The 23,012-nt window shown below is 53.4% G+C and carries 20 protein-coding genes and 2 pseudogenes; 19 read left to right on the forward strand and 3 right to left on the reverse strand.

The features are described from left to right. The first annotated feature begins 59 nt into the window (after positions 1 to 59). From ABLV30_RS11600 to ABLV30_RS11685, 18 genes and pseudogenes are all read left to right on the forward strand, one after another. A complete protein-coding gene (locus ABLV30_RS11600; protein ID WP_348865601.1) occupies positions 60 to 1,607 on the forward strand; it encodes a hypothetical protein in 1,548 nt (515 codons plus the stop codon). A gap of 1 nt (position 1,608) precedes the next feature. Further along, a complete protein-coding gene (locus tag ABLV30_RS11605) occupies positions 1,609 to 2,307 on the forward strand; it encodes a sialidase family protein (RefSeq protein ID WP_265799701.1) in 699 nt (232 codons plus the stop codon). Between the two features lie 130 nt (positions 2,308 to 2,437). After that, positions 2,438 to 3,136, forward strand: a complete 699-nt coding sequence (locus tag ABLV30_RS11610; protein ID WP_265799703.1) for a sialidase family protein — start codon at positions 2,438 to 2,440, stop codon at positions 3,134 to 3,136. A 14-nt stretch (positions 3,137 to 3,150) separates the two neighbouring features. Further along, the gene (locus ABLV30_RS11615) at positions 3,151 to 3,408 is read left to right on the forward strand and encodes a PAAR domain-containing protein (RefSeq protein ID WP_075208485.1); all 258 of its coding nucleotides are present in this window, start codon (positions 3,151 to 3,153) and stop codon (positions 3,406 to 3,408) included. Beyond that, the gene (locus tag ABLV30_RS11620) at positions 3,408 to 4,790 is read left to right on the forward strand and encodes a hypothetical protein (protein ID WP_265799705.1); all 1,383 of its coding nucleotides are present in this window, start codon (positions 3,408 to 3,410) and stop codon (positions 4,788 to 4,790) included. Before ABLV30_RS11615 ends, ABLV30_RS11620 begins: the two co-directional genes overlap by 1 nt. Before the next feature lie 11 nt (positions 4,791 to 4,801). Continuing rightward, a pseudogene (locus ABLV30_RS11625) lies at positions 4,802 to 5,017 on the forward strand (contractile injection system protein, VgrG/Pvc8 family); the annotation flags it as partial. Positions 5,018 to 5,092: 75 nt separating this feature from the next. Then, positions 5,093 to 5,269 carry a hypothetical protein gene (locus ABLV30_RS11630; RefSeq protein ID WP_158413380.1) on the forward strand — a complete coding sequence of 59 codons (177 nt, stop codon included), beginning with the start codon at positions 5,093 to 5,095 and terminating at the stop codon, positions 5,267 to 5,269. A gap of 21 nt (positions 5,270 to 5,290) precedes the next feature. Then, the gene (locus ABLV30_RS11635) at positions 5,291 to 6,325 is read left to right on the forward strand and encodes a DUF6708 domain-containing protein (RefSeq protein ID WP_265799708.1); all 1,035 of its coding nucleotides are present in this window, start codon (positions 5,291 to 5,293) and stop codon (positions 6,323 to 6,325) included. 40 nt (positions 6,326 to 6,365) lie between these two features. Then, a complete protein-coding gene (locus ABLV30_RS11640; RefSeq protein WP_148675440.1) occupies positions 6,366 to 7,397 on the forward strand; it encodes a DUF6708 domain-containing protein in 1,032 nt (343 codons plus the stop codon). Next, a complete protein-coding gene (locus tag ABLV30_RS11645) occupies positions 7,394 to 7,660 on the forward strand; it encodes a PAAR domain-containing protein (RefSeq protein ID WP_219558245.1) in 267 nt (88 codons plus the stop codon). Before ABLV30_RS11640 ends, ABLV30_RS11645 begins: the two co-directional genes overlap by 4 nt. After that, positions 7,660 to 8,349, forward strand: coding sequence for a hypothetical protein (locus ABLV30_RS11650; protein ID WP_265799712.1), 690 nt, complete (start codon positions 7,660 to 7,662; stop codon positions 8,347 to 8,349). Before ABLV30_RS11645 ends, ABLV30_RS11650 begins: the two co-directional genes overlap by 1 nt. Before the next feature lie 63 nt (positions 8,350 to 8,412). Next, complete coding sequence (locus ABLV30_RS11655; protein WP_148675438.1) at positions 8,413 to 8,874, forward strand: hypothetical protein; 462 nt, start codon at positions 8,413 to 8,415, stop codon at positions 8,872 to 8,874. Between the two features lie 208 nt (positions 8,875 to 9,082). Further along, the gene (locus tag ABLV30_RS11660; RefSeq protein WP_348865603.1) at positions 9,083 to 12,382 is read left to right on the forward strand and encodes an ImcF-related family protein; all 3,300 of its coding nucleotides are present in this window, start codon (positions 9,083 to 9,085) and stop codon (positions 12,380 to 12,382) included. A gap of 218 nt (positions 12,383 to 12,600) precedes the next feature. Then, positions 12,601 to 14,361 (forward strand): type VI secretion system baseplate subunit TssF, encoded by a 1,761-nt coding sequence (gene tssF, locus ABLV30_RS11665; RefSeq protein ID WP_049080650.1) that lies wholly within the window; start codon positions 12,601 to 12,603, stop codon positions 14,359 to 14,361. Further along, on the forward strand, positions 14,325 to 15,410 hold the full coding sequence (gene tssG / locus ABLV30_RS11670; protein ID WP_265799718.1) for a type VI secretion system baseplate subunit TssG: 1,086 nt from the start codon (positions 14,325 to 14,327) through the stop codon (positions 15,408 to 15,410). The genes tssF and tssG overlap by 37 nt, the downstream gene beginning before the upstream one ends. Then, positions 15,388 to 15,927, forward strand: a complete 540-nt coding sequence (gene tssJ / locus ABLV30_RS11675; protein WP_265799720.1) for a type VI secretion system lipoprotein TssJ — start codon at positions 15,388 to 15,390, stop codon at positions 15,925 to 15,927. Before tssG ends, tssJ begins: the two co-directional genes overlap by 23 nt. A 1-nt stretch (position 15,928) precedes the next feature. Continuing rightward, a complete protein-coding gene (gene tssE / locus ABLV30_RS11680; RefSeq protein ID WP_014838282.1) occupies positions 15,929 to 16,384 on the forward strand; it encodes a type VI secretion system baseplate subunit TssE in 456 nt (151 codons plus the stop codon). Positions 16,385 to 16,407: 23 nt separating this feature from the next. Beyond that, the gene (locus ABLV30_RS11685; RefSeq protein WP_102803596.1) at positions 16,408 to 17,742 is read left to right on the forward strand and encodes a VasL domain-containing protein; all 1,335 of its coding nucleotides are present in this window, start codon (positions 16,408 to 16,410) and stop codon (positions 17,740 to 17,742) included. Positions 17,743 to 17,904: 162 nt separating this feature from the next. On the opposite strand, the gene ABLV30_RS11690 is transcribed toward ABLV30_RS11685, so the two are convergent. Together ABLV30_RS11690 and ABLV30_RS11695 are read right to left on the reverse strand one after the other, a co-directional pair. Continuing rightward, the gene (locus ABLV30_RS11690; protein ID WP_265799724.1) at positions 17,905 to 19,584 is read right to left on the reverse strand and encodes a glycoside hydrolase family 43 protein; all 1,680 of its coding nucleotides are present in this window, start codon (positions 19,582 to 19,584) and stop codon (positions 17,905 to 17,907) included. Between the two features lie 54 nt (positions 19,585 to 19,638). Continuing rightward, complete coding sequence (locus ABLV30_RS11695; RefSeq protein ID WP_162557343.1) at positions 19,639 to 21,078, reverse strand: MFS transporter; 1,440 nt, start codon at positions 21,076 to 21,078, stop codon at positions 19,639 to 19,641. Between the two features lie 462 nt (positions 21,079 to 21,540). On the opposite strand from ABLV30_RS11695, the pseudogene ABLV30_RS11700 reads away from it, so the two are divergent. After that, positions 21,541 to 21,956, forward strand: a pseudogene (locus ABLV30_RS11700) (carbohydrate porin); the annotation flags it as partial. Positions 21,957 to 22,050: 94 nt separating this feature from the next. On the opposite strand, the gene ABLV30_RS11705 reads toward ABLV30_RS11700, so the two are convergent. Further along, complete coding sequence (locus tag ABLV30_RS11705) at positions 22,051 to 23,010, reverse strand: DUF523 and DUF1722 domain-containing protein (RefSeq protein ID WP_014229093.1); 960 nt, start codon at positions 23,008 to 23,010, stop codon at positions 22,051 to 22,053. Between the last annotated feature and the right edge of the window lie 2 nt (positions 23,011 to 23,012).

Genomic DNA, 23,012 nt, shown 5'->3' on the forward strand with positions numbered 1-23,012 from the left:
CCCCCCCCCCCCCCCCCCCCCCCCCCCCCCCCCCCCCCCCCCCCCCCCCCCCCCGGGCGGTGGCCGCGGGGGGGTTTAGCACACTCTATCTGAACGGTGGTGACTATACGCACCCGATTTTTCCCAATCCGCACCGTATTTATCAGTTTTTTGCCGCCCAGCGGCTGGCGGATTTGATTCTGACTATCCGACGTGAGCCTGTAACACAGAATGATGTGATTAACATAGTGGCCCACAGTCAGGGTACGATCATCACCATGCTGGCGAATATGCTGGTCAAACAGGCAGGATACAGTCCGGCCAACTGCGTGATTCTGAACCACTCGCCGTATTCGCTGGAAAGCCGGCTGATGGAAAATGCTCAGTCTGGCCACCACCAGACCAGCGAGGCCCGGCAGCAGACGTTCAAAAATTTCTGCGCCGTGATGGCGGAACAGTACAAAGGCGGCGAGCTTTCCGGTGATGACATTGAGGTACTGGAGGGGAGTTGTACGCTGCGCAGGCCGGAAGAGAATCCGCTGCGTAAAGACAAGAGGTATCGGCGTAACAACAACGGCAAGGTGTATAACTATTTTTGTCCGAACGACGGAACGGTTTCGCTGAGGAATATTCAGGGTTTTGGCTGGCGGGGAATTCCGCAGAATATTGCCGGGAATATCCCTAATTTATACCAGAGGGTGTTTTATCAGCACGGCAGGGTGGGTGATCCACCAGATAGCAAACCATTTAAGATGCCTTCACCGGGTAAGGGCGACTTTACATACGGCGTTACCACGAATGCCAGTTATACCGCGAGCGATGTGATAATTAACGGTGAAGAGCTGCCAGACCCCTTCATTTTTAAGTTACAGGGGGAAGATAATCACCCGGATGACGACCCGAAAACCTGTGACATACCGTATGAATCGTATATTGACCCTGCCAGCCCGGACGCGTATATCTCCTACTCGGCAAAAGCGTATGCCATCAGCAGAACGGAAATGGTAGTGTTCCCGATGCATAAAGATTATTACCCGGGCATGAAGCCTGGGCACTCGTTAACGCCGGATGAAATAAAGCAACTGAGTGATGAGAAAGGTTATACGGTTGTACAGGGAAATGTGAGAGGGATGGGGGATTTCAGAAACCTGATGCTGGTCCGGGTGCGTTCACGCGAAGATCTTGAAAAGGAGTGGCAAAGATCAGATCCGGTGGGTTACAGCCAGCACTCCTCTATCGTGATGAGTGAGTTTGCACCTGCTCAGGCGATGGCATTTGACCTGGCGATAGGGCAGTGCAAGGCGTTTGATTACAAAGCGGGAGAATTCTGGGAAGCCCTGCTGCACCGCGCTGACTGGCGGGATGTGCATAATGGAAACCCGCAGGCGAGAGAGTATTACCGGACCGGGAGACTGGATACTGCTCTCACAAAGGATTTTATGAATAAACCTGATGAAGTTGTTCCTTCGTTAAAAGAGTGTGGGGTGGTGAATAAATATATGAACGCCACAACGATAATTCCTTCTCAGGGGTATCTGGCGAAAGACTATAAAGAAATACCAAATACGCAATGGGACAGGCCGGACACGCTGACGGACCGTGAGCTGGGTATAACGAAAGGGAACTGATATGAATTTCACTCAGATGACAGGCAGTGTGTTAGCGGCAATGCTGGTGGTCAGCGGATGCGGTGCCAAAGAACCACCTATGCAGGTGGTTTACCGCTTTGACGACCATCGTTATCTGGAACTCAAAGGCTGGAACTGTGAGGGAGAACTCTGGTACACGGATACGCAAAGAGGTATTCATTCACAGCTATATTTCCAGTTTTTTCGGATATTCACCAAAAAATTTGTGCACCCTTCGGAACGCTATCTTGTTATCCCAAATTGGGACCCAGGGGCTTTCAGAGTATCTAAGGATTACGGAAAAACCTGGACCACGGCGACATATTCTCCCGGAGAAAACGAACCGAATGGTGACTCATCACCGCCGAGAGACGACATTCTTTCCTTCACAGTCGTAAATGACCAGGGATTTTTGCAGACGAAGCACCGGTTGTATATGTCGTCAAAGCCGTTTGATGATCCGCGCATTCTTCCCGGTGGTCCGGGGATTACCTACACTCTTGATGACGGAACGGTACAGAGAATTGAACCACAATATCCGGGAAAGGCCTGGGGGCTGGATTATATTACCAAACAAGCGCTTGTAAATGACACGGCCAAATATAAAACCAATTATCAGGATCTTCCCGATAAAGTACCGGAAGTGAAAAATTACCAGGGCTGGGATCATATGCGGTGTGATATGGATGCCGGAAAATAACGTAGTGGCCCCCAGTCAGGGCACCATCAGGGGTATCTGGCGAAAGACTATAAAGAAATACCAAATACGCAATGGGACAGGCCGGACACGCTGACGGACCGTGAGCTGGGTATAACGAAAGGGAACTGATATGAATTTCACTCAGATGACAGGCAGTGTGTTAGCGGCAATGCTGGTGGTCAGCGGATGCGGTGCCAAAGAACCACCTATGCAGGTGGTTTACCGCTTTGACGACCATCGTTATCTGGAACTCAAAGGCTGGAACTGTGAGGGAGAACTCTGGTACACGGATACGCAAAGAGGTATTCATTCACAGCTATATTTCCAGTTTTTTCGGATATTCACCAAAAAATTTGTGCACCCTTCGGAACGCTATCTTGTTATCCCAAATTGGGACCCAGGGGCTTTCAGAGTATCTAAGGATTACGGAAAAACCTGGACCACGGCGACATATTCTCCCGGAGAAAACGAACCGAATGGTGACTCATCACCGCCGAGAGACGACATTCTTTCCTTCACAGTCGTAAATGACCAGGGCTTTTTGCAGACGAAGCACCGGTTGTATATGTCGTCAAAACCGTTTGATGATCCGCGCATTCTTCCCGGTGGTCCGGGGATTACCTACACCCTTGATGACGGAACGGTACAGAGAATTGATCCGCAATATCCAGGCTGGGCCTGGGGAGGGGTGTATTTCACCAAAGAAGGGTTAGACGGCAAGGTTGTGCGCCATGAAGCTAACTATCAGGATCTTCCCGACGAAGTACCGGAAGTGAAAAATTACCAGGGCTGGGATCATATGCGGTGCGATATGGATGTGGGGAAATAAGGAACAGATATATAATGAGAGGTATTATTCGTCTTAACGATCCGCTGGTGAGTGGCGGTCATGTATCTACCGCCTCCGGTGTCGAGTTTATGGGTATTAAGGTTGCATTAAAAGGCGATCTGGTTATCTGCCCCGAACATAAAGGGACATTTATCATTGCTGAATGCCATCCATCCTGGACAATGCTTGGGCGTGGTGTGGTGGTTGACGGTTGTAAGGCTGAGTGCGGTTGTACAATAAAAACAACGTTACCAAATGCGGGGGGCGTCTGATGCAATGGTGGTTGTATGAAAAACAGAAAGAGGCGGAAAACCCTGGTATTTCATTATGGCTCCTCATTTTCACTTATGTAGTCGTCATTACATTTTGTTTATTCATTCGTGCAACAACATGGCCGAATAATAAGCATATTGACGCTCTTTTTTTTCTTCCGGCGTTGGCGCTCCCTTTTTTAATTATTACTGCACTGATGTGCTTTGTTAATATTTTTAAAAGCGCACTTGTTCATTATGCTGAAATGCGTAAGTTTATCGCGTTATCACAGGAATACCATTTAAAACAATATGCCCGGAAAAATGTAATTATTGCCGGATGGTCTGTGATCACTCCACTGGAACAACCTGCATTGAATCTGTTGAAGCTGGAAGGTGAATTCCCGCTGGCCCCGAAAAATCCGTTAAAAATCAGGCAGGAACAGGGGTTTGATTATACTCGTATCGAACAGATATTTGGTGAATTAATTGGGCCATTGGCAACCAAACTAAAAAATCATAACTATCGTGGTTTTAAGACGACGTTATGGGTACGGGGAGGGGATGAGTATTGTTGTGATGAATTACAGCGAATGTTAGGGCAATTTGACATTAATCACAACAGTGACTGCCAGATAGAATATCTGTCAGAATGTCCTGATTATTCCCTTATAAATACATGGATTAAACAGTCGGAGACCTCCCGGGTAAATCGCCTGATATTTATCATTGATATATATGGTGATGATAGCGATTCAAAAAGTATGGAAAGTGCGTGTGCACTTTTACTCACAAACCGTTATGTCAAAATCGAAAGTGAAAAACCAGTTTACCTCTATCAGCCTATGGCGGGAGTAAATGATATTGAGGCTAAAGTCCCTGTGTATCTGCAAACAGCACCGGTAGTTTCACCAAAAACGCTCTGGTACACAGGGTTGTCCCGGGCTGAGAAATATCCGCTGTTGAAAGCGCTTGATGAGCAGAAACAGGCTCCTGAACGACTGGATATTGAGGCATCACTGGGTGAAAGAAGCGCCGGATACCGGTGGCTTGCACTCGCACTGGCTGCTGACGCGGTAAAATATGCGCAGGGTGGGCAACTTGTTGCTGTGTCAGAAAATAATCAGTTTAGCATCGCGGCATTGTCGTCCAGACAACCTCCTGAACCAGATGATTTTAAAGGATTTGAACACACCCAACCTTGGCTTTTTGGGGGAATGTCCGGAATCCTTCTGATGCTTTCTTTTTGGGTGTACCAGTTTAGTTTTTTTGATTCGAAGAACCCATTTTCCTTATGGGGATTTATTGCCGGTAGTTTTACCCCACTCATTGTGGGGGGCGTTATTGGCATATTTGCAACCTGGTATAGCAGTAAAAATGCCTGTGCAGATATGGGCTGGTAATTATGAGCGGCATTCAGGATATCCTGCATACCCGCCACGCTATGCGCTGAGAGGACTGTGTCTTCACCCTGGCACAGGCGTATCCGCGTCGCGAGCAGGTGATGCAATACGGCGAGGAGGACCTGCGCTTTATCACCCGCCTGCTGGGTGAGGTCGGTATCTGGTTCCGCTTCGCCGCCGACACCTGGCTGAACATTGACGTGGTGGAGTTTTGCGATGACCAGCGGTACGGCGCAGGCACCGGGCCAGGGTCATCACTTGGAGTACGTACGGAAATTGTTGGCCTTACGCTGGGGTGAGTAATGGCAGCCGTGCTTCTGGTCGCGGCATTTTATATTTCCAGGAAACAGACCAATGAGCTGCAGCAATGGCTGGAGAAAACGATGTGGGGAGTAACGCCAGAAGGACTTCCCCCTGAACCTCATCAGACGCTTCAAATTGAAATGCAGAGTCTGAACGATATTACGCAGGTAGGATAAAAATTGGATTATGATGGGTTAATGATTAAATATAAGTACCGGGCCTCACCTGTACTGACAGAAGATGAACTCGCTAATCAATTACATCAGAATGAAAAAGTAGACCTGGGTGACAAGAAAGTCATGGATGATGCGGCGGTGATTCATCTCAGCTCGGGTTATATGGAGGTGGTGGATAAGTGGTATGCGGTAAAAGGATTTTTAACCGTACCGTCACTGGCATTACTTGTGCTTTTTGCCTCAGGTGTAATTTATATACCCTATAATATGTTTGTTCATTTTTTTTTGCAGCAGGATTATGACGGATGGTTTTATACCATCGGTTTTATTGCTCTTTTTGTGTCAATTCTGGTCTTTTTATTCTGTTATTTAATGCTCAGAGTTGAATGTTTCCGCTGGACGCATTATCCCGTCCGATTTGACAGGAAAAACAGACTGGTGCATGTATTCAGCGTGGACGGGGAGGTTTACAGCGCCCCTTGGGAAGATATCTTTTTCACCACCGGCGATTGCGTGACTTATAAATTAACGAAGCGGAAGAATTACGATATTCGCGGACATGTGCTGGCGGAGGATCGCAAAACGGTGCTGAAAACGTTCACGCTGTCGGTTTCTGCCCTGCGGCGTGAAGACCTGTACCGCAACTGGGAATTTGTGCGCCGCTATATGGAGGAAGGGCCGGAAGCGGTCGCCGGCGTGCTGAAACTGATGCCGCCTGTGGAGGGACGCCGGGAAGGGATATTTTTTGGCTACTGGTATCTGATGTTCAGCGCCACCTACGGGGCGCCGTTTTTTGTGGTGCCCTTTCTGATGGCGCTGTATCTGACGGCCTGGCCGTTCCGGGTCTTTGCGATGTACACCTGCCGGATCCCGCGCTGGAGTGAGGAAGTCGAGGCCAGTTGCGTGATTGCGCCGGACGATCCCTGGGATATCAGTGCCGCGCAGAATCCCCGTTCACTCTGGCGCTGGATGCTGGGAATGGACAAGTCGCACAGCATGGTGGATAAAAAACGCGCCATGATGGCTGTGACAAAAGTCTCAGACGCTTCAGAGTGAAATGCAGATTCTGAAAGACATTATGCGGGCAGGATAAAAAATGGATTATGATGGGTTAATGATTAAATACAAGTACCGGGCCTCACCTGTACTGACTGAAGATGAACGGGCTAATCAATTATATCAGAATGAAAAAATAGACCTGGGTGACAAGAAAATCATGGATGATGCGGCGGTGATTCATCTCAGCTCAGGTTATATAGAGGTGGTGGATAAGTGGTATGCGATAAAAGGATTTTTAACCGTACCGTCACTGGCATTACTTGTGCTTTTTGCCGCAGGTGTAATTTATATACCCTGTAATATGTTTGTTCATTTTTTTTTGCAGCAGGATTATGACGGATGGTTTTATACCATCGGTTTTATTGCTCTTTTTGTGTCAATTCTGGCCTCTTTGTTCTGTTATTTAATGCTCAGAGTTGAATGTTTTCGCTGGACGCATTATCCGGTCAGGTTTGACAGGAAAAACAGACTGGTGCATGTATTCAGCGTGGACGGGGAGGTTTACAGTGCCCCCTGGGAAGACATTTTCTTTACGACTGGATGTTATACAAAAACAAGATTTAAGCGGAAGAATTACGATATTCGCGGACATGTGCTGGCGGAAGATCGCAAAACGGTGCTGAAAACGTTCACGCTGTCGGTTTCCGCTCCGCGGCGTGAAGACCTGTACCGCAACTGGGAATTTGTGCGCCGCTATATGGCAGAAGGGCCGGAGGCGGTTGCCGGCGTGCTGAAACTGATGCCGCCGGTGGAGGTATGCCGGGAAGGAATATTTTTTGGCTACTGGTATCTGATGTTCAGCGCCACCTACGGGGCGCCGTTTTTTGTGGTGCCCTTTCTGATGGCGCTGTATCTGACGGCCTGGCCGTTCCGGATATTTGCGATGTACACCTGCCGGATCCCGCGCTGGAGTGAGGAAGTCGAGGCCAGCTGTGTGATTGCGCCGGACGATCCCTGGGATATCAGTGCCGCGCAGAATCCCCGTTCACTCTGGCGCTGGATGCTGGGAATGGACAAGTCGCACAGCATGGTGGATAAAAAACGCGCCATGATGGAGGTGAAGAAATGAAAGGCATCGTTCGTATTGGCGATAAAACAACGCATGGTGGTCAGGTGCTGTCCGGTTCCGGGACCATGAAATTTCAGGGGGTGGGTGTGGCGCGTTTAGGCGATGCGGTAAGTTGTCCCATAGAAGGGCATAGTCCATCATATATAGCGGAAGGCCACCCTACTATGAAAGATAATGGCGTACCCGTTGCATTTCATAATTATAAATGTACTTGCTGTTGCACATTAATTACCTCACTAAGCTGCGCTACAACGAGTAAATAATGCCTGTTGATCTCTCTGTGATTCCTCCCGCAACTAAGCAGAAATTACCTCCGTCCGTAAAACGATGGTCGGTTGTTCTGCTTGTCTTCATTGTTTGTGGTGGGCTTTTTACCTCATTGTGGTGGCCTTCACATAGCATAGTACGAGGGGGATTATTCTGGAACTGTTTTATCAGCTTACCATTTATAATATGGTTGTTTATATTTGGTGTTCGCTGGCTATGTTATTTGACATCTGTATGGTTCTCTGATGGCTGGAATCATGAACGGGAAAAAGATATTGAGAATGAAATTCAGCGTGGGCAGCGTTATCTGACGCTGGAAGCTGTATGTACGCATTTACCACACGTTGTAACGTCTGGTGTCATGACGGACCAATTTATAATACCCGGGGGAGTTGAGTTACCCACAGTGGTGGATGAAGTCACGCAAATAGTGAGCTATCAAACCCGTTTTGGCGATGCCAGGTTGCCTCTATCAATCAGAATAGTCAGGGAGCTAACCTTACTTCTTGAGGACGTAACGTTACAGACAGCGTTAATGAAGTGTAAGGCTTCAAAACGGTTGACTGTGGTTTTACAGCTCGATAGTGATATTGCATTAGCGTTAGATACTATTTCAGATATTCAGGAGGAAATTAAATTACATGTGCCTGAGCATGCGCAAGTTTTGTTTTCCTCCCAATTTTGATTGACCGATATTGATAATTGGCTGGATAAACATCGAACTATAGAAACTCTATTGATTTTGTCAATGAAATTAAAAACAAAATTACGTAATGGAGAAGGGGAAGCTGCAGTGGCATTGCTTTTAAACGCCACACAAGCCGATTCACAACTGAAAAATTATATAGCTCATATTCACAGGCCGGAAAAAACAACTCATGCAGGACTAAATGCATCAGTGATGCAGTCATTGTTATGGGGGAAGAGCAATCTCGAAAATATCGAATATCTCTGGTTAGCAGGAATGGGGGCGAAAAATAAAGAGAAAACACAGGTTGCTAATAATCTCGGTTTGCCATTGAATGATACAAAGGCGAAGTTGATCGATATTGACATGAAGAGTGGTTTTACGGGGAGTGTATCGCCGTGGCTTGCTATTGCTTTGGCTTCTGGTAATCACAGATATTCCTCACCGCAGCTGATTGTCAGTATGTCTGAACATGATGATTTCTTGTGGTCGTTGGTCGTCAGGCCTCAAGCACAGTTGTAGCTTCGAATTTATTATCCTCGTGTTATTTAAGTTGTAAGTCATTGCTGATGTTTCTCTATCCAGTTATTTTATGTCGGGAGAAAAGGTGAAACGTATTTTACAGGGAATAAAAAACGCAACATTTCAGTTGTGGTTTATCTTGTTTGTTCTTTTATGCTTGGGAATTGCAGCATGCCTTATCCTCAGGAGTGAACCGACTATACTGGGGATTTCTCCAGACTCTATCTGGTTTGAGCGGCTATTTATATTAGCTCTGGTACTAACGGGTGGATTACTGCTCTTTATTATCATTTTTTTTATTACGACATATTTGTTTGGTAAAAACGCTTACCGCCAGGCTAAATTCCTCTCATCTGGAAATAAAACCGATTTTATACAGCATCGAAGTGAGGCAGAATCCTCGACCGTTGCCAGCATTCGGCATTTGAAAGCCCACCTCCGCCGTCGCTACAACCTTTTCTGGCGCAGTCAGGTCCGCCTGCTGCTGGTCTGTGGCGAACCCGAACACATCGCCGCCATCGCCCCCGGTCTGGCGGAAAAACAGTGGCTCGAAGGCCGCCGCACGGTGCTGATTTATGGCGGCAGTCTGTCATCGGCGCCGGACACCGGGCGCCTGACCGCCCTGCGTAAGCTGCGCCGCAGCCGTCCGCTGGACGGCATCGTGCTGGCGCTGGATGAGAGACAGACCACCGCCGGTACGCTGGACAACCATCTTCGCACCCTGGAGCAGGTCGGGGAGGCGCTGCGCTGGCAGCCGCCGGTGTACCTGTGGCAGGTGACTGACAGCGACTGGTCGCAGGATGCGCGCGTCACCCAGACGGTAGGGGCGCTTTTCCCGGCCCGCGCCACGCCGGCGGGGGTGGAGCGCCAGCTCCGCGCTATCCTGCCATCCCTGCGCGAAAGGGGAATACAGCAGCTGTGCGCCGGGCCGTCGCACGATTTCCTGTTACGTTTCGGCCGGCAGCTGGAGAAACAGGGAATAGCCCACTGGAAAACGCTGCTGACGCCGTGGCTGACGGAGCACCTGAAGCGTGTTCCGCTGCGCGGCCTGATGTTCAGCCCGTCGCTGGCCCCTGAGGATAATGTCGCGGGCCATGAACACCGCTGGTCCGCTCCGGCTGTCTGGCAGGGCGTGACGGCGGACTGCGCTCAGGCGCGGGGCGTGCGGGCAGGGATGCCGTGGCAGCGAACGCCGGGCGTCACCCTGCTGACGCTGATTGCCCTGTGGGGGGCGGGCATCGTGGTCTCCTTTGCCGTTAACCGCCACCATATCGTCAGCGCGGCGGCGCGGGCGCAGCAGCTGGTGAATCATCCCGCAGTTAACGACCCGCAGCTGATGGCGCTGCAGGCCCTGCGTAACGATATCGGGCGCCTGCAGACGCAACAGGCGAATGGCGCTCCCTGGTACCAGCGCTTCGGGCTGGACCACAATGCGCCGCTCTCCGCCGCCCTGATGCCCTGGTACGGCCAGGCCAGTAACCGTCTGATACGCGATGCGGCCATGCAGGCGCTGACGCAGAAACTGACCGTCCTGGCGAACCTGCCGCCGCGCAGCCCGCAGCGCGCCACGTCAGCTAAGGCGGGCTACGACCAGCTGAAAGCATACCTGATGATGGCGCGCCCGGACAAAGCCGACGCTGCCCTGTACGCGCAGGTGATGACAACCACCGCGCCATCCCGGCCGGGACTCTCCCCGGCGCTGTGGCAGAGTATCGCCCCGGACCTTCACGCCTTTTACATGCAGAGCCTGCCGTCGCAGCCTGCCTGGAAAATCACGCCGGACAGGCAGCTGGTCACCCGGGTACGTCAGGTGCTGCTGGAGCAGATTGGCCGGCGCAACGCGGAAAGTACGCTGTATGAGAACATGCTCACCCGGGTGCGCCGCAGCTACGCGGACATGACGCTGGAGGACATGACGCCGCAGACCGACGCCGGTCGCCTGTTCAGCACGCCGGAGTCGGTGCCGGGGATGTTCACCCGCCAGGCGTGGGAGGGCGGGGTTCAGGAAGCCATTGATAACGCCGTGGCGTCGCGGCGCGATGAAATCGACTGGGTGCTGAGCGATAGCCGTAAAACGCTGTCCGGCGACGTCTCCCCGGAGGCGCTGAAGCAGCGCCTGACGGCGCGCTACTTCACCGATTTTGCCGGTGCCTGGCTGAACTTCCTCAACAGTATCCGGCTGAACCCGGCGCACAATATTGCAGACGTCACCGACCAGTTAACGCTGGCCGGGGACGTGCGCCAGTCGCCGCTGATTGCCCTGATGAACACCCTGGCTTACCAGGGGCAGACCGGGCAGCAGAAAGAGGCCATTTCCGCATCGCTGGTGAAATCGGCGAAAAACCTGCTGGGCGGTGATGACCGGCCGGTGATTGACCAGCAGGCCGCCGGACCGGCGGGGCCGCTGGACAGCACCTTCGGGCCGCTGCTGCAGCTTATGGGTAAAAACAGCGCGCAGAGCGTGATGGCGGCGGACAGTTCGTTCAGTTTACAGACTTACCTGACGCGTCTGACCCGCGTGCGCCTCAGGCTCCAGCAGGTGGCAAACGCCGCCGACCCGCAGGCGATGATGCAGCTGCTGGCGCAGACGGTCTTCCAGGGCAAGAGCGTTGACCTGACCGACACGCAGGAGTACGGCAGCCTGGTGGCGGCAAGCCTCGGTGAAGAGTGGAGCGGTTTCGGGCAGACGATGTTTGTTCAGCCGCTGACCCAGGCCTGGGAGACGGTGCTTCAGCCGTCGGCGGCCAGCCTGAACGAAGCGTGGCAGCGCTCAGTTGTCGCGAACTGGAATTCAGCGTTTAAAGGGCGTTATCCCTTTGCTGCCGCGAAGAGCGACGCCTCGCTGCCGATGCTGGCGGCGTTCATCCGCCGCGATACCGGACGTATTGACCGTTTCCTCAGCACGCAGCTGGGCGGCGTTCTGCACCGGGAGGGCAGCACCTGGGTGGCGGACAGAACCCGCAGTCAGGGGCTGACGTTCAGCCCGGCCTTCCTGAACGCGGTGAACCAGCTCAGCCAGCTGTCCGACATCCTGTTTACCGACGGCAGCCAGGGTATCAGCTTTGAACTGCAGGGGGTGGCAATGCCGGAAGTGGTGGAAACACAGCTGACGCTTGACGGGCAGAAACTCCACTATTTTAACCAGGTTGCCGACTGGCAGAGCTTCCGCTGGCCGGGGGTAATCAATAAACCGGGGGCGATGCTGACCTGGACGACGACTGCGGCGGGAACCCGTCTGTATACAAACCACAGTGGCCCGTGGGGCGTTATCCGGATGCTGGAGCAGATGCAGCGGCAGAAAGCGGGGGACGGACTGTACCGGCTGAGCGTCACCGCGCCGGACAGGCGACAGCTTCAGTGGCTGCTGCGTACGGAACTGGGCGACGGACCGCTGGCGCTGCTGAAGCTGCGAAACTTCAGTCTGCCGTCGCAGATATTCAGCGTCGGTGTCCCGGCGCCAGGCCGCACGGATGAATATGAATCTGACGTTGTGGAAGGGAGTGAATAATGGCCTCTGTTGATATTCTGCTCGCCAACCGCCGGAGATCCCCCCGGCAACGATGATTTCAAGAAGATGCGTGATGAGGTAAGGGCGCGCAACTTATTGCTTCAATGTTCAATGTTCAATGACACTGATGCGATCTGAGGCTGCAGAAAACACCTATCGCGATCTTCTCCCCATTTTAAACGCACCTCCTGTAGCTCTAAGGCTAAAAGCATATTTCTATGGACGACTTAACCCTGCGTTATTTTGACGCCGAAATGCGTTACCTGCGTGAAGCGGGCGAAGAATTCGCCCGCGCCCATCCTGACCGGGCGGCGGCCTTAAATCTCGACAAAGCGGGCGCGCGCGACCCCTATGTCGAGCGCCTGTTTGAAGGCTTCGCCTTTCTGATGGGCCGCCTGCGCGAAAAGCTCGACGACGATCTGCCGGAGCTGACCGGCGGACTGGTGAGCATGATCTGGCCACACTACCTGCGTACCATTCCGTCGCTCTCCATTGTTGAGTTCACCGCGGACTGGCGTGAACTGAAAGAACCTGTCCGCGTTGAAAAAGGCTTTGGAATTCTTTCTCAGCCCATTGGTGAAAAGCGCACCCGCTGCCATTACACCACGACGCAGCCGCTGACCCTGCAGCCCCTGTCGCTCGCCCGGGCGGGGATCTCGACGGAACCGGATGGGCGCTCGCTTCTCCGCCTGCGCTTTGAGTGCAGCCCGCTGGCAGACTGGAGCCGCATCGATTTAAGCCGCATCCCGCTGTACCTGAATGGCGATGCGCCGCTGGCCTGCGCCTTGCATGAGGCGCTGACGCTCCGGGTTGCGAAAACGGGTATCCGCTTTCCCGGCGATGCTGACCGCAGACCGCTGGACGCCCGTTTTGCCGTCTGCGGTTTCAGTAAGGAGGAGGCGCTGTTGCCGGAGTGCGGCAGTTTCAGCGGTTATCAGCTGCTGCTGGAGTATTTTACCTTTCGTGAAAAGTTTATGTCGGTGACGCTGCGCGGCCTGGAAAATGTGGATTTCCCGGAAGAACTGGCGTGGTTTGAAATCGATATCGTGCTGGAGAGACAGTGGCCGCATGAATATGCGCTGTCGGAGAAACATCTGCGCCTGCACTGCACGCCGGTGATTAATCTGTTTCCGCTGGAGTCCGATCCGCTGCATCTGGACTCGTTACAGACCGAATACCTGCTGCGCCCGATGCGTGTCCAGGACGGTCATACCGAGATTTATTCCGTGGATTCGGTCACCTCCTCGCGCCACTCCGGTCACCAGACGTATGTGCCGTTCACCAGCTTCCGTCACAAGGGAGGAATGCTGCGCCATGATGCGCCGGAATATTATTACCATACGCGGGTAAAGTCCGGTCCTTCAGGGCTGCACGACACCTGGCTGACGCTCGGCGGCGAGGCGTTTGATAACCACACCGTACCGGAGAATGAAAAACTGTCGCTCAGCCTGACCGGCACCAACGGCCAGCTGCCGCGCCGGGCGCTGCAGAGTACGCTGCTGGACACGGTGGTGAAATCCACCACCGCGCGCATTCAGGTGCGTAACCTCTGCGCCCCGACGCTGCCGTGCTACCCGCCGGACCGCGATCGTTTTCACTGGCGGGTGCTGAGCCATCTCGGCAGCAGTTTCCTGTGGATGATGGATAACGCTGACGTGCTGCGCGGCGCGCTGGCCCTCTATGACTGGACCGATAACGAGATGAACCGCCGCCGCCTGGAAGCGATTGTCGATGTCAGGCATAGCGAGGTGGAACGTTTTGCACAGGGCCATTTTCTGCGCGGCGTGCAGATTGAGGTGACCCTCGACAGCAGCGGCTTCGCCGGGCACGGCGATATCTGCCTGTTCGGCGAGATGCTGAACCGCTTCTTCGCGCTGTATACCGATATTCACCTGTTCAACCATCTGATTCTGATACTACAACCTGGGGGAGAGCGCCTCGAATGGCAGGAGAACCACAACCGCCGCATTCCCGGCTAAGCCCCCGGCTTGAGCGGGAAATCTATCGCATCAACTTCTACCGCTTCTGCCAGTTACTGGAAAAGCGTCGTCCGGGCGCATCGCCGTTGGGCAGCACCCTGAATCCGGCGGACGATCCGGTACGGTTTCGCCCGCATCCGGGAATGGGCTTCCCGGTCAGCGAGCTGAAAACGGTGGAATATGATGAAGACCATCCGGATGCGCCGCCGACGGTGCGCACGACGTTTATGGGGCTCTACGGCGTCGACTCGCCGCTGCCCACCGCGTGGCTCGACGAGATCGCCCAGCAGCGGGAAGGGCACGAAGCGCAGGAGGCGTTTCTCGATATCTTTAACCACCGCATTCTGACGCAGTTTTACCGCATCTGGCGAAAATATTCCTACCCGGCGACGTTTGAAGCGGGGGGCAGGGACAGCACCTCGCAGAGCCTGCTGGGCCTTATCGGTCTGGGAATGCCGGGTACCGATAAGCATATCGCCACCCCGATATCGCGTTTTCTGGCGCTGCTCGGCATCATGCGCCTGCCTGCGCGTACCGAAGAGGGGATTCAGGCGCTGGTACGTCTGCTGGCTCCCCGCACGCGGACCACCGTCACGCCGCACTGCCCGCGCACGTTTTTCATCAACAATCCACTGGGTTTTTACGGCAATGACGATTTTCTGCTCGATGGCTATAACGTGCTGGGCGACGAAACGACAGAGGTCAGCAGCCAGCTATTGATTGCGCTGTACACGGACGATATCGCCGAGGCGCAGGGGTGGTTACCGGAAGGGCAGATATATCAGGACTTTCTGGTCCTGCTGCGGGTCTATCTCGGCTGGCGCTATAAAGCGCGTATACAGCTGACCGTTCCTGCCCGGTTACTGCCTGCGCCGGTGCTGGGCGAAACCCCCTTTATGCTCGGCATGACGGGGATACTGGGCGTGGAGGGAGAGGAGAGCCCGCCCGATATCCCCGCCACCTTTACTATTGAGCCTGGCGGCTATTGCGGAATGCCGTCTGCAACTTTACAACAAGGAAACCAGCGTGTTGCATACCACTTTGATTAAACGATGGAGTTTACTTCTTATGCCTTTACTGCTGACAGGCTGTGGCCTGACGCAGAAAATTAGCGATAGCACCTCATCGGCGGTGAAATCGGTATTTTATAAGCAGGTAAACGTCCTGCATCTGGACGTTACCGCCCGGGTGGAACTGAACACCGATGAGCGGGAGAACACCTCGCTCTCCCAGCCGGTGATGGTGTGGGTCTACCAGCTCAGTGACCGCAAGGCGTTCGATAAACGGGTCTATCAGCAGCTGGTCACGGAAAGCGAGGAGGCCGCCGGAGACGAACGGCTTGCCAGCCGTAGCCTGGTGGTAAAACCCGGCGCTGACGTCAGCCTGGATATGCCGATGGACGAGAAGGCGCAGTTTATCGCGGTGGTGGGGTTATTCCGGGCGCCGGATATGGTGAAGAATGACTGGAAGCTGGTGCTGAGGCGCGACGATCTCGATCCCGACAAACCGCGCATTATTGAAGCCAGCCATAACCGCCTGACGCTGAAACCCCTGAAGGATGACTGAGATGCCCACACGCCATAATGCCCCCTCGCTGTATGAAATGCTGTACGGCAACTTTACTGGCGGACTCGACCTGCATCAGGTCAGTGAGGAAAACCAGGTTATTCTGTCGGTGCTGGATAATATGCAGCGCGTCCTCAACTGTCGCGCCGGGACGCTGGCGCACCTGCCCGATTACGGCCTGCCGGATATGACTAAAATCCTCCAGGGGATGCCGGGTACGGCCCATGAGCTGATGGGCATCCTGTCGGCCGTATTGCTTAAATATGAACCGCGGCTGAAGAAAATTGACGTGGTTCTGCTCGAGCAGGCTATCCCCGGCGAGCTGCGTTACGCCATTGACGCGGAGCTGAAGGGCGTAGGCCTGGTGCGCTACGGCACCGAATTTATGCCCGAGGGCAGGGTGCTTATCCGCCACCTCAAACAGCAGCAGTACCTGGAAGTCCGCTCCTCAATCTAGTTTTTATTCTGGCTGAAACCATCATGACGACCCCTTCTGAATGTTGCCTGAAAACCGGCGGCGACCCGCGTACGCTTGCGGATTACGCGCGCCTTCGCGATGAAATGAACAAACTGACCCATCCGGCGCGCCCGGATGTCAACTGGCGGCTCGCGGAAAAACTCTGCCTGTCGCTGTTTGAGCACAACGGCGTGGAGCTACAGACTGCCGCCTGGTATACGCTTGTCCGCACGAATCTGGCGGGGCTATACGGCATGAATGAAGGGCTGGCGATACTGGTCGCGCTGGTCTCCCGGCAGTGGGGCAATATGTGGCCGCAGCCGACGACTGCGCGAATCAAAATACTCAGTTCGCTCAGTAAACGGCTGCAGCAGGCGATGCGCACGCTGTCGCTGACCTATATCGACCTGAGCCAGCTTTACCAGGCAGAAGCGCATCTGACGGCGCTGGATGACGTACTGCAGCGTCTGGAACTCAAACATGCCGGCCAGCTTGATGCCCTGTCTATCCTGCTGCACAACGCGGCGGTGCGGCTGGAGAGCAGCGAAAATAAAGAGGAGACCGCGCCGCAAGCGGCCGCGCCTGATCCTGACCCTTCCAGCCTCCCTGAACCGACCGCGCAGGTGAAATGGGTCTATGTCGCCGAACCGGCATCGCGGCCGAATGCTGACGTTGTGACGGCATTCCCGGCGCCCGCGAAGCCCTGGAAGCCGTTTGTCGCCGGGATGCTGACTATGCTGGCGCTGGCCGGGGCCGCGGCGGGAGGATGGCGGGCAACGCACCCGTCCGATTCGGGGCAGATGCGGTTTCCCGCCCGGTTCTCTCCATTACCCACGGTGCTTTCCGCTGAGCAGTTACAGACGCTACGACAACAATCCCCCTCGGCCGAGACGGGGATAAAACAGACTCAGCAGCAGCTGGCACAGCTTTTACAGCTAAAACCGGACTGGGCTTTGAGTTATGGCACTCATCTGGCGCAGCAGGCGCTGACGCTATGGCCAGAACAGGCGAAACCGCTGGCGCGGCAATGGCAACAGCAGGTCAGCGCCGCCGCGCTTCCCGTGGAGAATCTCAGCGGCTGGCACCAGGGAATGACGCAGCTACAGCAGTTGACGAACCGGCTTAACGCGCTGGATGAACAGAAGGGGCGGTATATCACGGTGAGTGAGCTGAAGTCAGCGGTGTTTGCCATAACGCAGTCGTTCAGCCGTACCGTTCCGGCGGAAGAGCAACTGCGGCAACTCTCCGCACAGCCGCGCAATCAGCCAGGGTCTGCGGCGCAGCAGAACCAGACGGAGCAGCATCTGCAACAACTGATTGCCCGCTATGCTGCGCTGAAACAAAAAACGGCGGAATAACCCTGCAATAGCCACCCGCACGGGTCATCGGCGTGACGCATGACTTTCGCTATCGGAACGGCCGGTTGCCGGCCTGATGCGACAACCCTGCCACACCCGGCACCGGCGCGCCTGTCGCGCCGGTGCCTCCTTTCAGCGTTTAATCTCCCCAGACAAGGCTATCTAATAACGCCGTAATTCACTGGCTTCCCAGCTATACGCGTCCCTGGCGATTAACGTGTCGCCAAGCTCCTGATAATCGAAATGATAAAACTCAGCGCGGGCGCCATAACCGGAGTAGTCGACTGCCGCAAGGCCAACAAACGCTCCGGTAAAGAATCCGCCATAGCTTTGCAGGACATAATCATCCGAAAGGATCGCAGCATCTAGCTTCACAGGGATTTCAGTGAACTCAACCCCATCAAAGCTATATTCATAGCTATACGTTTCCTTCCTGACTTTCGTCCGGAACCAGACATATTCAACGTGCTCCGGGACCTTAATGGCTTCATCTTTTAAATATGATGTATACCGCCCTCGGTTATTCTCACCTATTTCAATGACCTTACCGTTAATTTCATTCCAGGTAATGAACACAAAACTCCAGTGACGATCGTTATAGTAATTCGTTAATCCGGCCATTTGCTGGTAGTTAAATGGATTAAATTTAACTTTAACTTTCGCATCAAAATAAAAGGCTTGCCAGCGTCGGGCAATCAGCGACAGGTCATGGGTATTCGCTAAAGATCCCTGGCCAATTAACGTTAACTTGCCATCGCCGGTGGTACCCATTTTTTCTGTAAACGGCACCCGCAGGGTGTTCCAGTTACCATCGAGTGTCGCCGTTGTAAATTCGTCGTGCTGGCTACGGTCTGCCGGACTTTCGGTATCAATGGCATCTTTCGGGCCTTCAACAAACGTCTTTCCGCCGTGACCGCCTTCAATACGCGGCCAGCCGCCTTCATCCCAGTACACCTTCTGGATAGCCGTTTCTCTGCCCAGCGTTGACCAGCCGCGAGGATCGTAGACTGACTCACCCGGGTGATTCCACGGACGCGCGCAGAGTGAGGCGTAGTACCATTCGCCGCCGGGGGTGGAAACCAACGCGCCGTGCCCTTGCTTTTGGATGTAGCTGTCTGGCGTATCGACGTTGGTTAAGAAGACCTCACCTGGCTCCGTTTCAAAGCTGTTGGCGTCTAAGGTTTTAGAACGCGCAACCACTTCCTGGTGCGTAAATACGGTGCCCCCTTGGGCGGCAAAAAGATAATAATATCCGTTCAGTTTATAGAGATGCGGCCCTTCAACGAGCCCAACGGCGGTCCCCCGATAAACGGTACGCGCGGTCTCTGGCATTAATTTCAGGTTTTTTGTATCCAGTTCAGTTAACGTGATGCCGTCAAAGGGATGGTGATATTCGCGATGGTCCCAGGTTTGCTGCACGATATATTTCCGGCCATCATCGTCGTGGAAGAGAGAAGCATCAAAACCTACGCCGTTAAGCTTAATGGGATCTGACCACGGGCCGCGGATATCGGCTGCGGTGGTCAGATAGTTTGTCATGTCTTTAAAGGCGCCTTCGGTGACTTTGACGTCGGTATACACTAGCCAGAATTGACCGTCGGCATAAGAGAGCGCCGGCGCCCAAATGCCGCCTGATGAAGGGTTGCCTTTCATATCCAGCAGGGTGGTGGTTGACAGGGGCGCAGGGAGAAGATTCCAGTGCTCCAGGTCTTTTGACTCATGTAAACGAACGCCAGGGAACCACTCAAACGTAGAGTTGGCGATATAGTAGGTGTCCTCGACACGGATAATACTGGGGTCGGCATTAAACCCACGTAAAATAGGGTTTTGAATAAGTGACATATCATTACACCTTTTTATTTAAATGTTCCAAATGCATTTAATTTATATTTTTAACTACGCGCGGACTTCATCAAGCTGACGGTTGATATCGGTTACGTTTTTGTCAGAGATGGGATAAACCTGCATGATGATCATCGATACGATGGCTAACGCGATAGGGATCCACACCGCGGTCATAATGATCCCGTCGATAGCGCTGGCGCTTTGCTGGGCGCCGGTTTCATTAAAGCCATAAACGGCCAGTAACCACAGGGGAATCGCGCCGCCGATGGTAAAGCCGATTTTGAAAAAGAGGCCCATAATCGCATTAATGATCGCCGCATTTCGCTTGCCAGATTTTAATTCGCCATACGCAATCACTTCAGGAACCAGCGCCCACATAAAGCCGGTCGCGGACGTTAAGCCCCATTGTTTAATGAAGGTGGCGATGTAAGCCAGCCAAAGCGCATCGTGCATGCCCTCGCGTGACCAGACGTAAGTCAGTAGCTCGCCGACAATAAACATGGCCAGAAAAATATGGAAGAAGCCTTTTTTACCAAAAATTTTCTTGAGTTTGGGCCAAAAAATAGGGAATGCGATGCCCGGTATGGAGGCGACAAGGCCTACGGCGCCCATCCATTCTGAATGACCGACAACGTACTGATTGAAAAAGCCGTTAACCGTGTTCATGAAAAACATGAACGTGAAGGCCAGCATGAAAAACAGCCCGAGAATAACCAGCGGGCGGTTATGTTTGAGTTCAAGGAACAGATCGGTCGTTTTGACGTTGGCGGTCTGTTCTGCCGTCGCGACAACGCGTTCTTTCGTAAATTTATAGCAGATGAAAAGCGCCACCGCGCCGATGAGCATATACACGGAGTAGACGCCGAACCAGGCGTAGTTGGCTGATGGATCGGTATAGTTTCCCAGATTGAGCTCAATGCCGAAAAAACCGGTGTCCTTAAGGCTGCGATCTTTTGGTGAAGCCATCTGTACAAACATCGGGAACAGGGTATAAACAAGAAGATTGGCGCTATTGGCCAGCATCATTCGGGTACTGGTGAGTTTATCAATTGATTCCGGATCCCGGGTCAGGGACGCATTAAGCGAACCATAAGGAATATTCACTACGGAATAAACTAAATCCAGAGCCAAATAAACGATGAAGGCAAAAGGTACCGAACCTCTGACCCCAGGAATGGGAGCAAAAAGTAAAGCGGAAAGGATCACCAACGGTACGCCGGCTCTTAACAGCCAGGGGCGATATTTACCTGCTTTTGACGTTCTTTTGTCAACATACGTGCCGACCATCGGATCCCAAAAGACATTGATGATTCGGACAAAAAGAAATATAAACCCTGCCGTTGCCGTGCTGATGGTATTAACCGTCAGCATGTGAAGAGCCAGAAAGCCGCCTATTGTGCCAAAAACCAGGTTTTGAGCGAAGTCGCCCATACCATAACCAATACGTTCTCCACGCGTTAATTTATGATATTCATCATGGCGGCTTTGCATTATGTTTTTACTCATTCTGAGCAGACTCCGGTGTGTTGTGTGGATGTGTAACAATTTCTGACATAAATGATCTCGAAGAATCTATTACGTTTTTAAATTAATTTATTATGTTTTTTTACTTCTGTGATCATCGAAGCAAAGCCTCTTCCAGACCCTCCATTTCACTTGTTGATTAACGCGTTACAAGCTATACCCCGGTAGATTTAAAACGCCGCAAAACCGGCATTTTGTTTTATTGTTTTTTTTACTCTGACCACTCCAGGAAATGTACTCTACAGGGTTATCCGTGCGCTGAGTAAATGGCGATAATATCTGCGGGTGGGCTCACGTTTGGGTGTTTTCTTAATAGCGAAGCGAAATAACGTAATATATTCTGATTGCCCAGAATGGGATTGTTATTATCCGAATAAAGCTAACCTATATTGAGATAATTATGACAATGATAAAAAACTTCCATTACCGATGGCGGTCGTGGCCACGCTGTGCCCAATTTTCGTATTCGCGCGAGAATTTACTCAAGAACAGATCGACGCCGTGCTGATAAAAAAGTGGATGTTATTACCAACCCGCAGACCACCGCGGCCACGCCGGATATGGCGATCCCCTTCGGTCTGAAGGCCCGCTACGGCGCGCAGTTCCAGACCGGCGATCGGCCGTTTAGGCAATGAAGGCAATGGCGGCGAATTCCAGATAACCAAAGCCTTCAACAGCTGTAAAGGAGCTATCTGGGATATCAACGTCATGTTTGCCCACCGGAGCGATGAAGTTAACCTGAAAAAAGCCTACGTCGGCGTCACCAACGTGCTGGAGTCTAACCCCAATGCCAAATCGGAGCCGGCCGTGACTTCCATCAGCGTCCGCAACAGGGGATCAACAACGACTTCCGGATGGGGTGAGGCATGGTTCCAGAAGCCGATGGATCCAACAACGAAGAGGCTGGCGTGCGCCAGCCTCTTCGCGCGTTCAGCTATCTCAATGCACCGTCAGGCGCAGGGCCAGGTCCTGCGGGTAGGGATCAAAGTAGTTCTGCGCCTGCAGATAGCGATCCGGGTATTCGGCCAGATAGTGCTTAAGCAGCGTTAACGGCGCAAGGATAGGCAGCAGCCCGGAGCGATAGTTAAGGATCACCTCCCGCAGCTCGCCGCGCTGGCGGCTGTTTAGCTGGTTACGAAAGTAGCCCTGAATATGCATCAGCACGTTGGTGTGGTTTTTACGCGAGGCGGGCTGTTTCAGGATCGTCATCAGTTTTTCGCGGTAGATCGCAAAGAAAGCCTCCAGATCCTGCCATTCGTGGAGCGAGGCAACGAACGGGCCAATCTCGCGGTATCCCGCCTGATGGTGGGCCAGCAGCTGCAGTTTATAGCGGCTATGGAAATCCAGCAGCGCGCGGCGCGTCAGGCCATTTTTGTGCAGACAGTTAAGCTCGTGCAGGGCGAAGACCCGTTCGACAAAATTCTCACGCAGCACCGGATCGTGCAGGCGGCCATCTTCTTCCACCGGCAGCCACGGATATTTCTCCATCAGCGCGGCGGTAAACAACCCTGTGCCTTCTTTTCGCCCGCGATTGCCCTTTTCATCGTACAGCCGCACGCGCTCCATGCCGCAGCTGGGCGATTTGGCGCAGACGATAAATCCCGATAGTTCGCCCAGGGTCGAGAGGTGGGCGCTGGCGAAATCGGCCATCTTCTCCGTCACGTCGTCGTGCGGTGCATGCGTGAAGCGCATGCGGATTTCCCCTTCGGTCGTTTGCACCAGCCGCAGCGCCGGGCGCGGGACGGGGAGGCCGATAGCCATCTCCGGGCAGACGGGTTTAAACGCCACCCACTGCGCCAGCTCGTCCATCACAAAGCCCATGCGCTTATGCCCGCCGTCGAATCGTACGGCAGAACCGGTCAAACATCCGCTGATCCCAATGACAGGTTGTGTGTTCATGG

This window comes from Klebsiella sp. CN_Kp113 (assembly GCF_040064585.1).
GTDB classification, from domain to species: domain Bacteria; phylum Pseudomonadota; class Gammaproteobacteria; order Enterobacterales; family Enterobacteriaceae; genus Klebsiella; species Klebsiella michiganensis.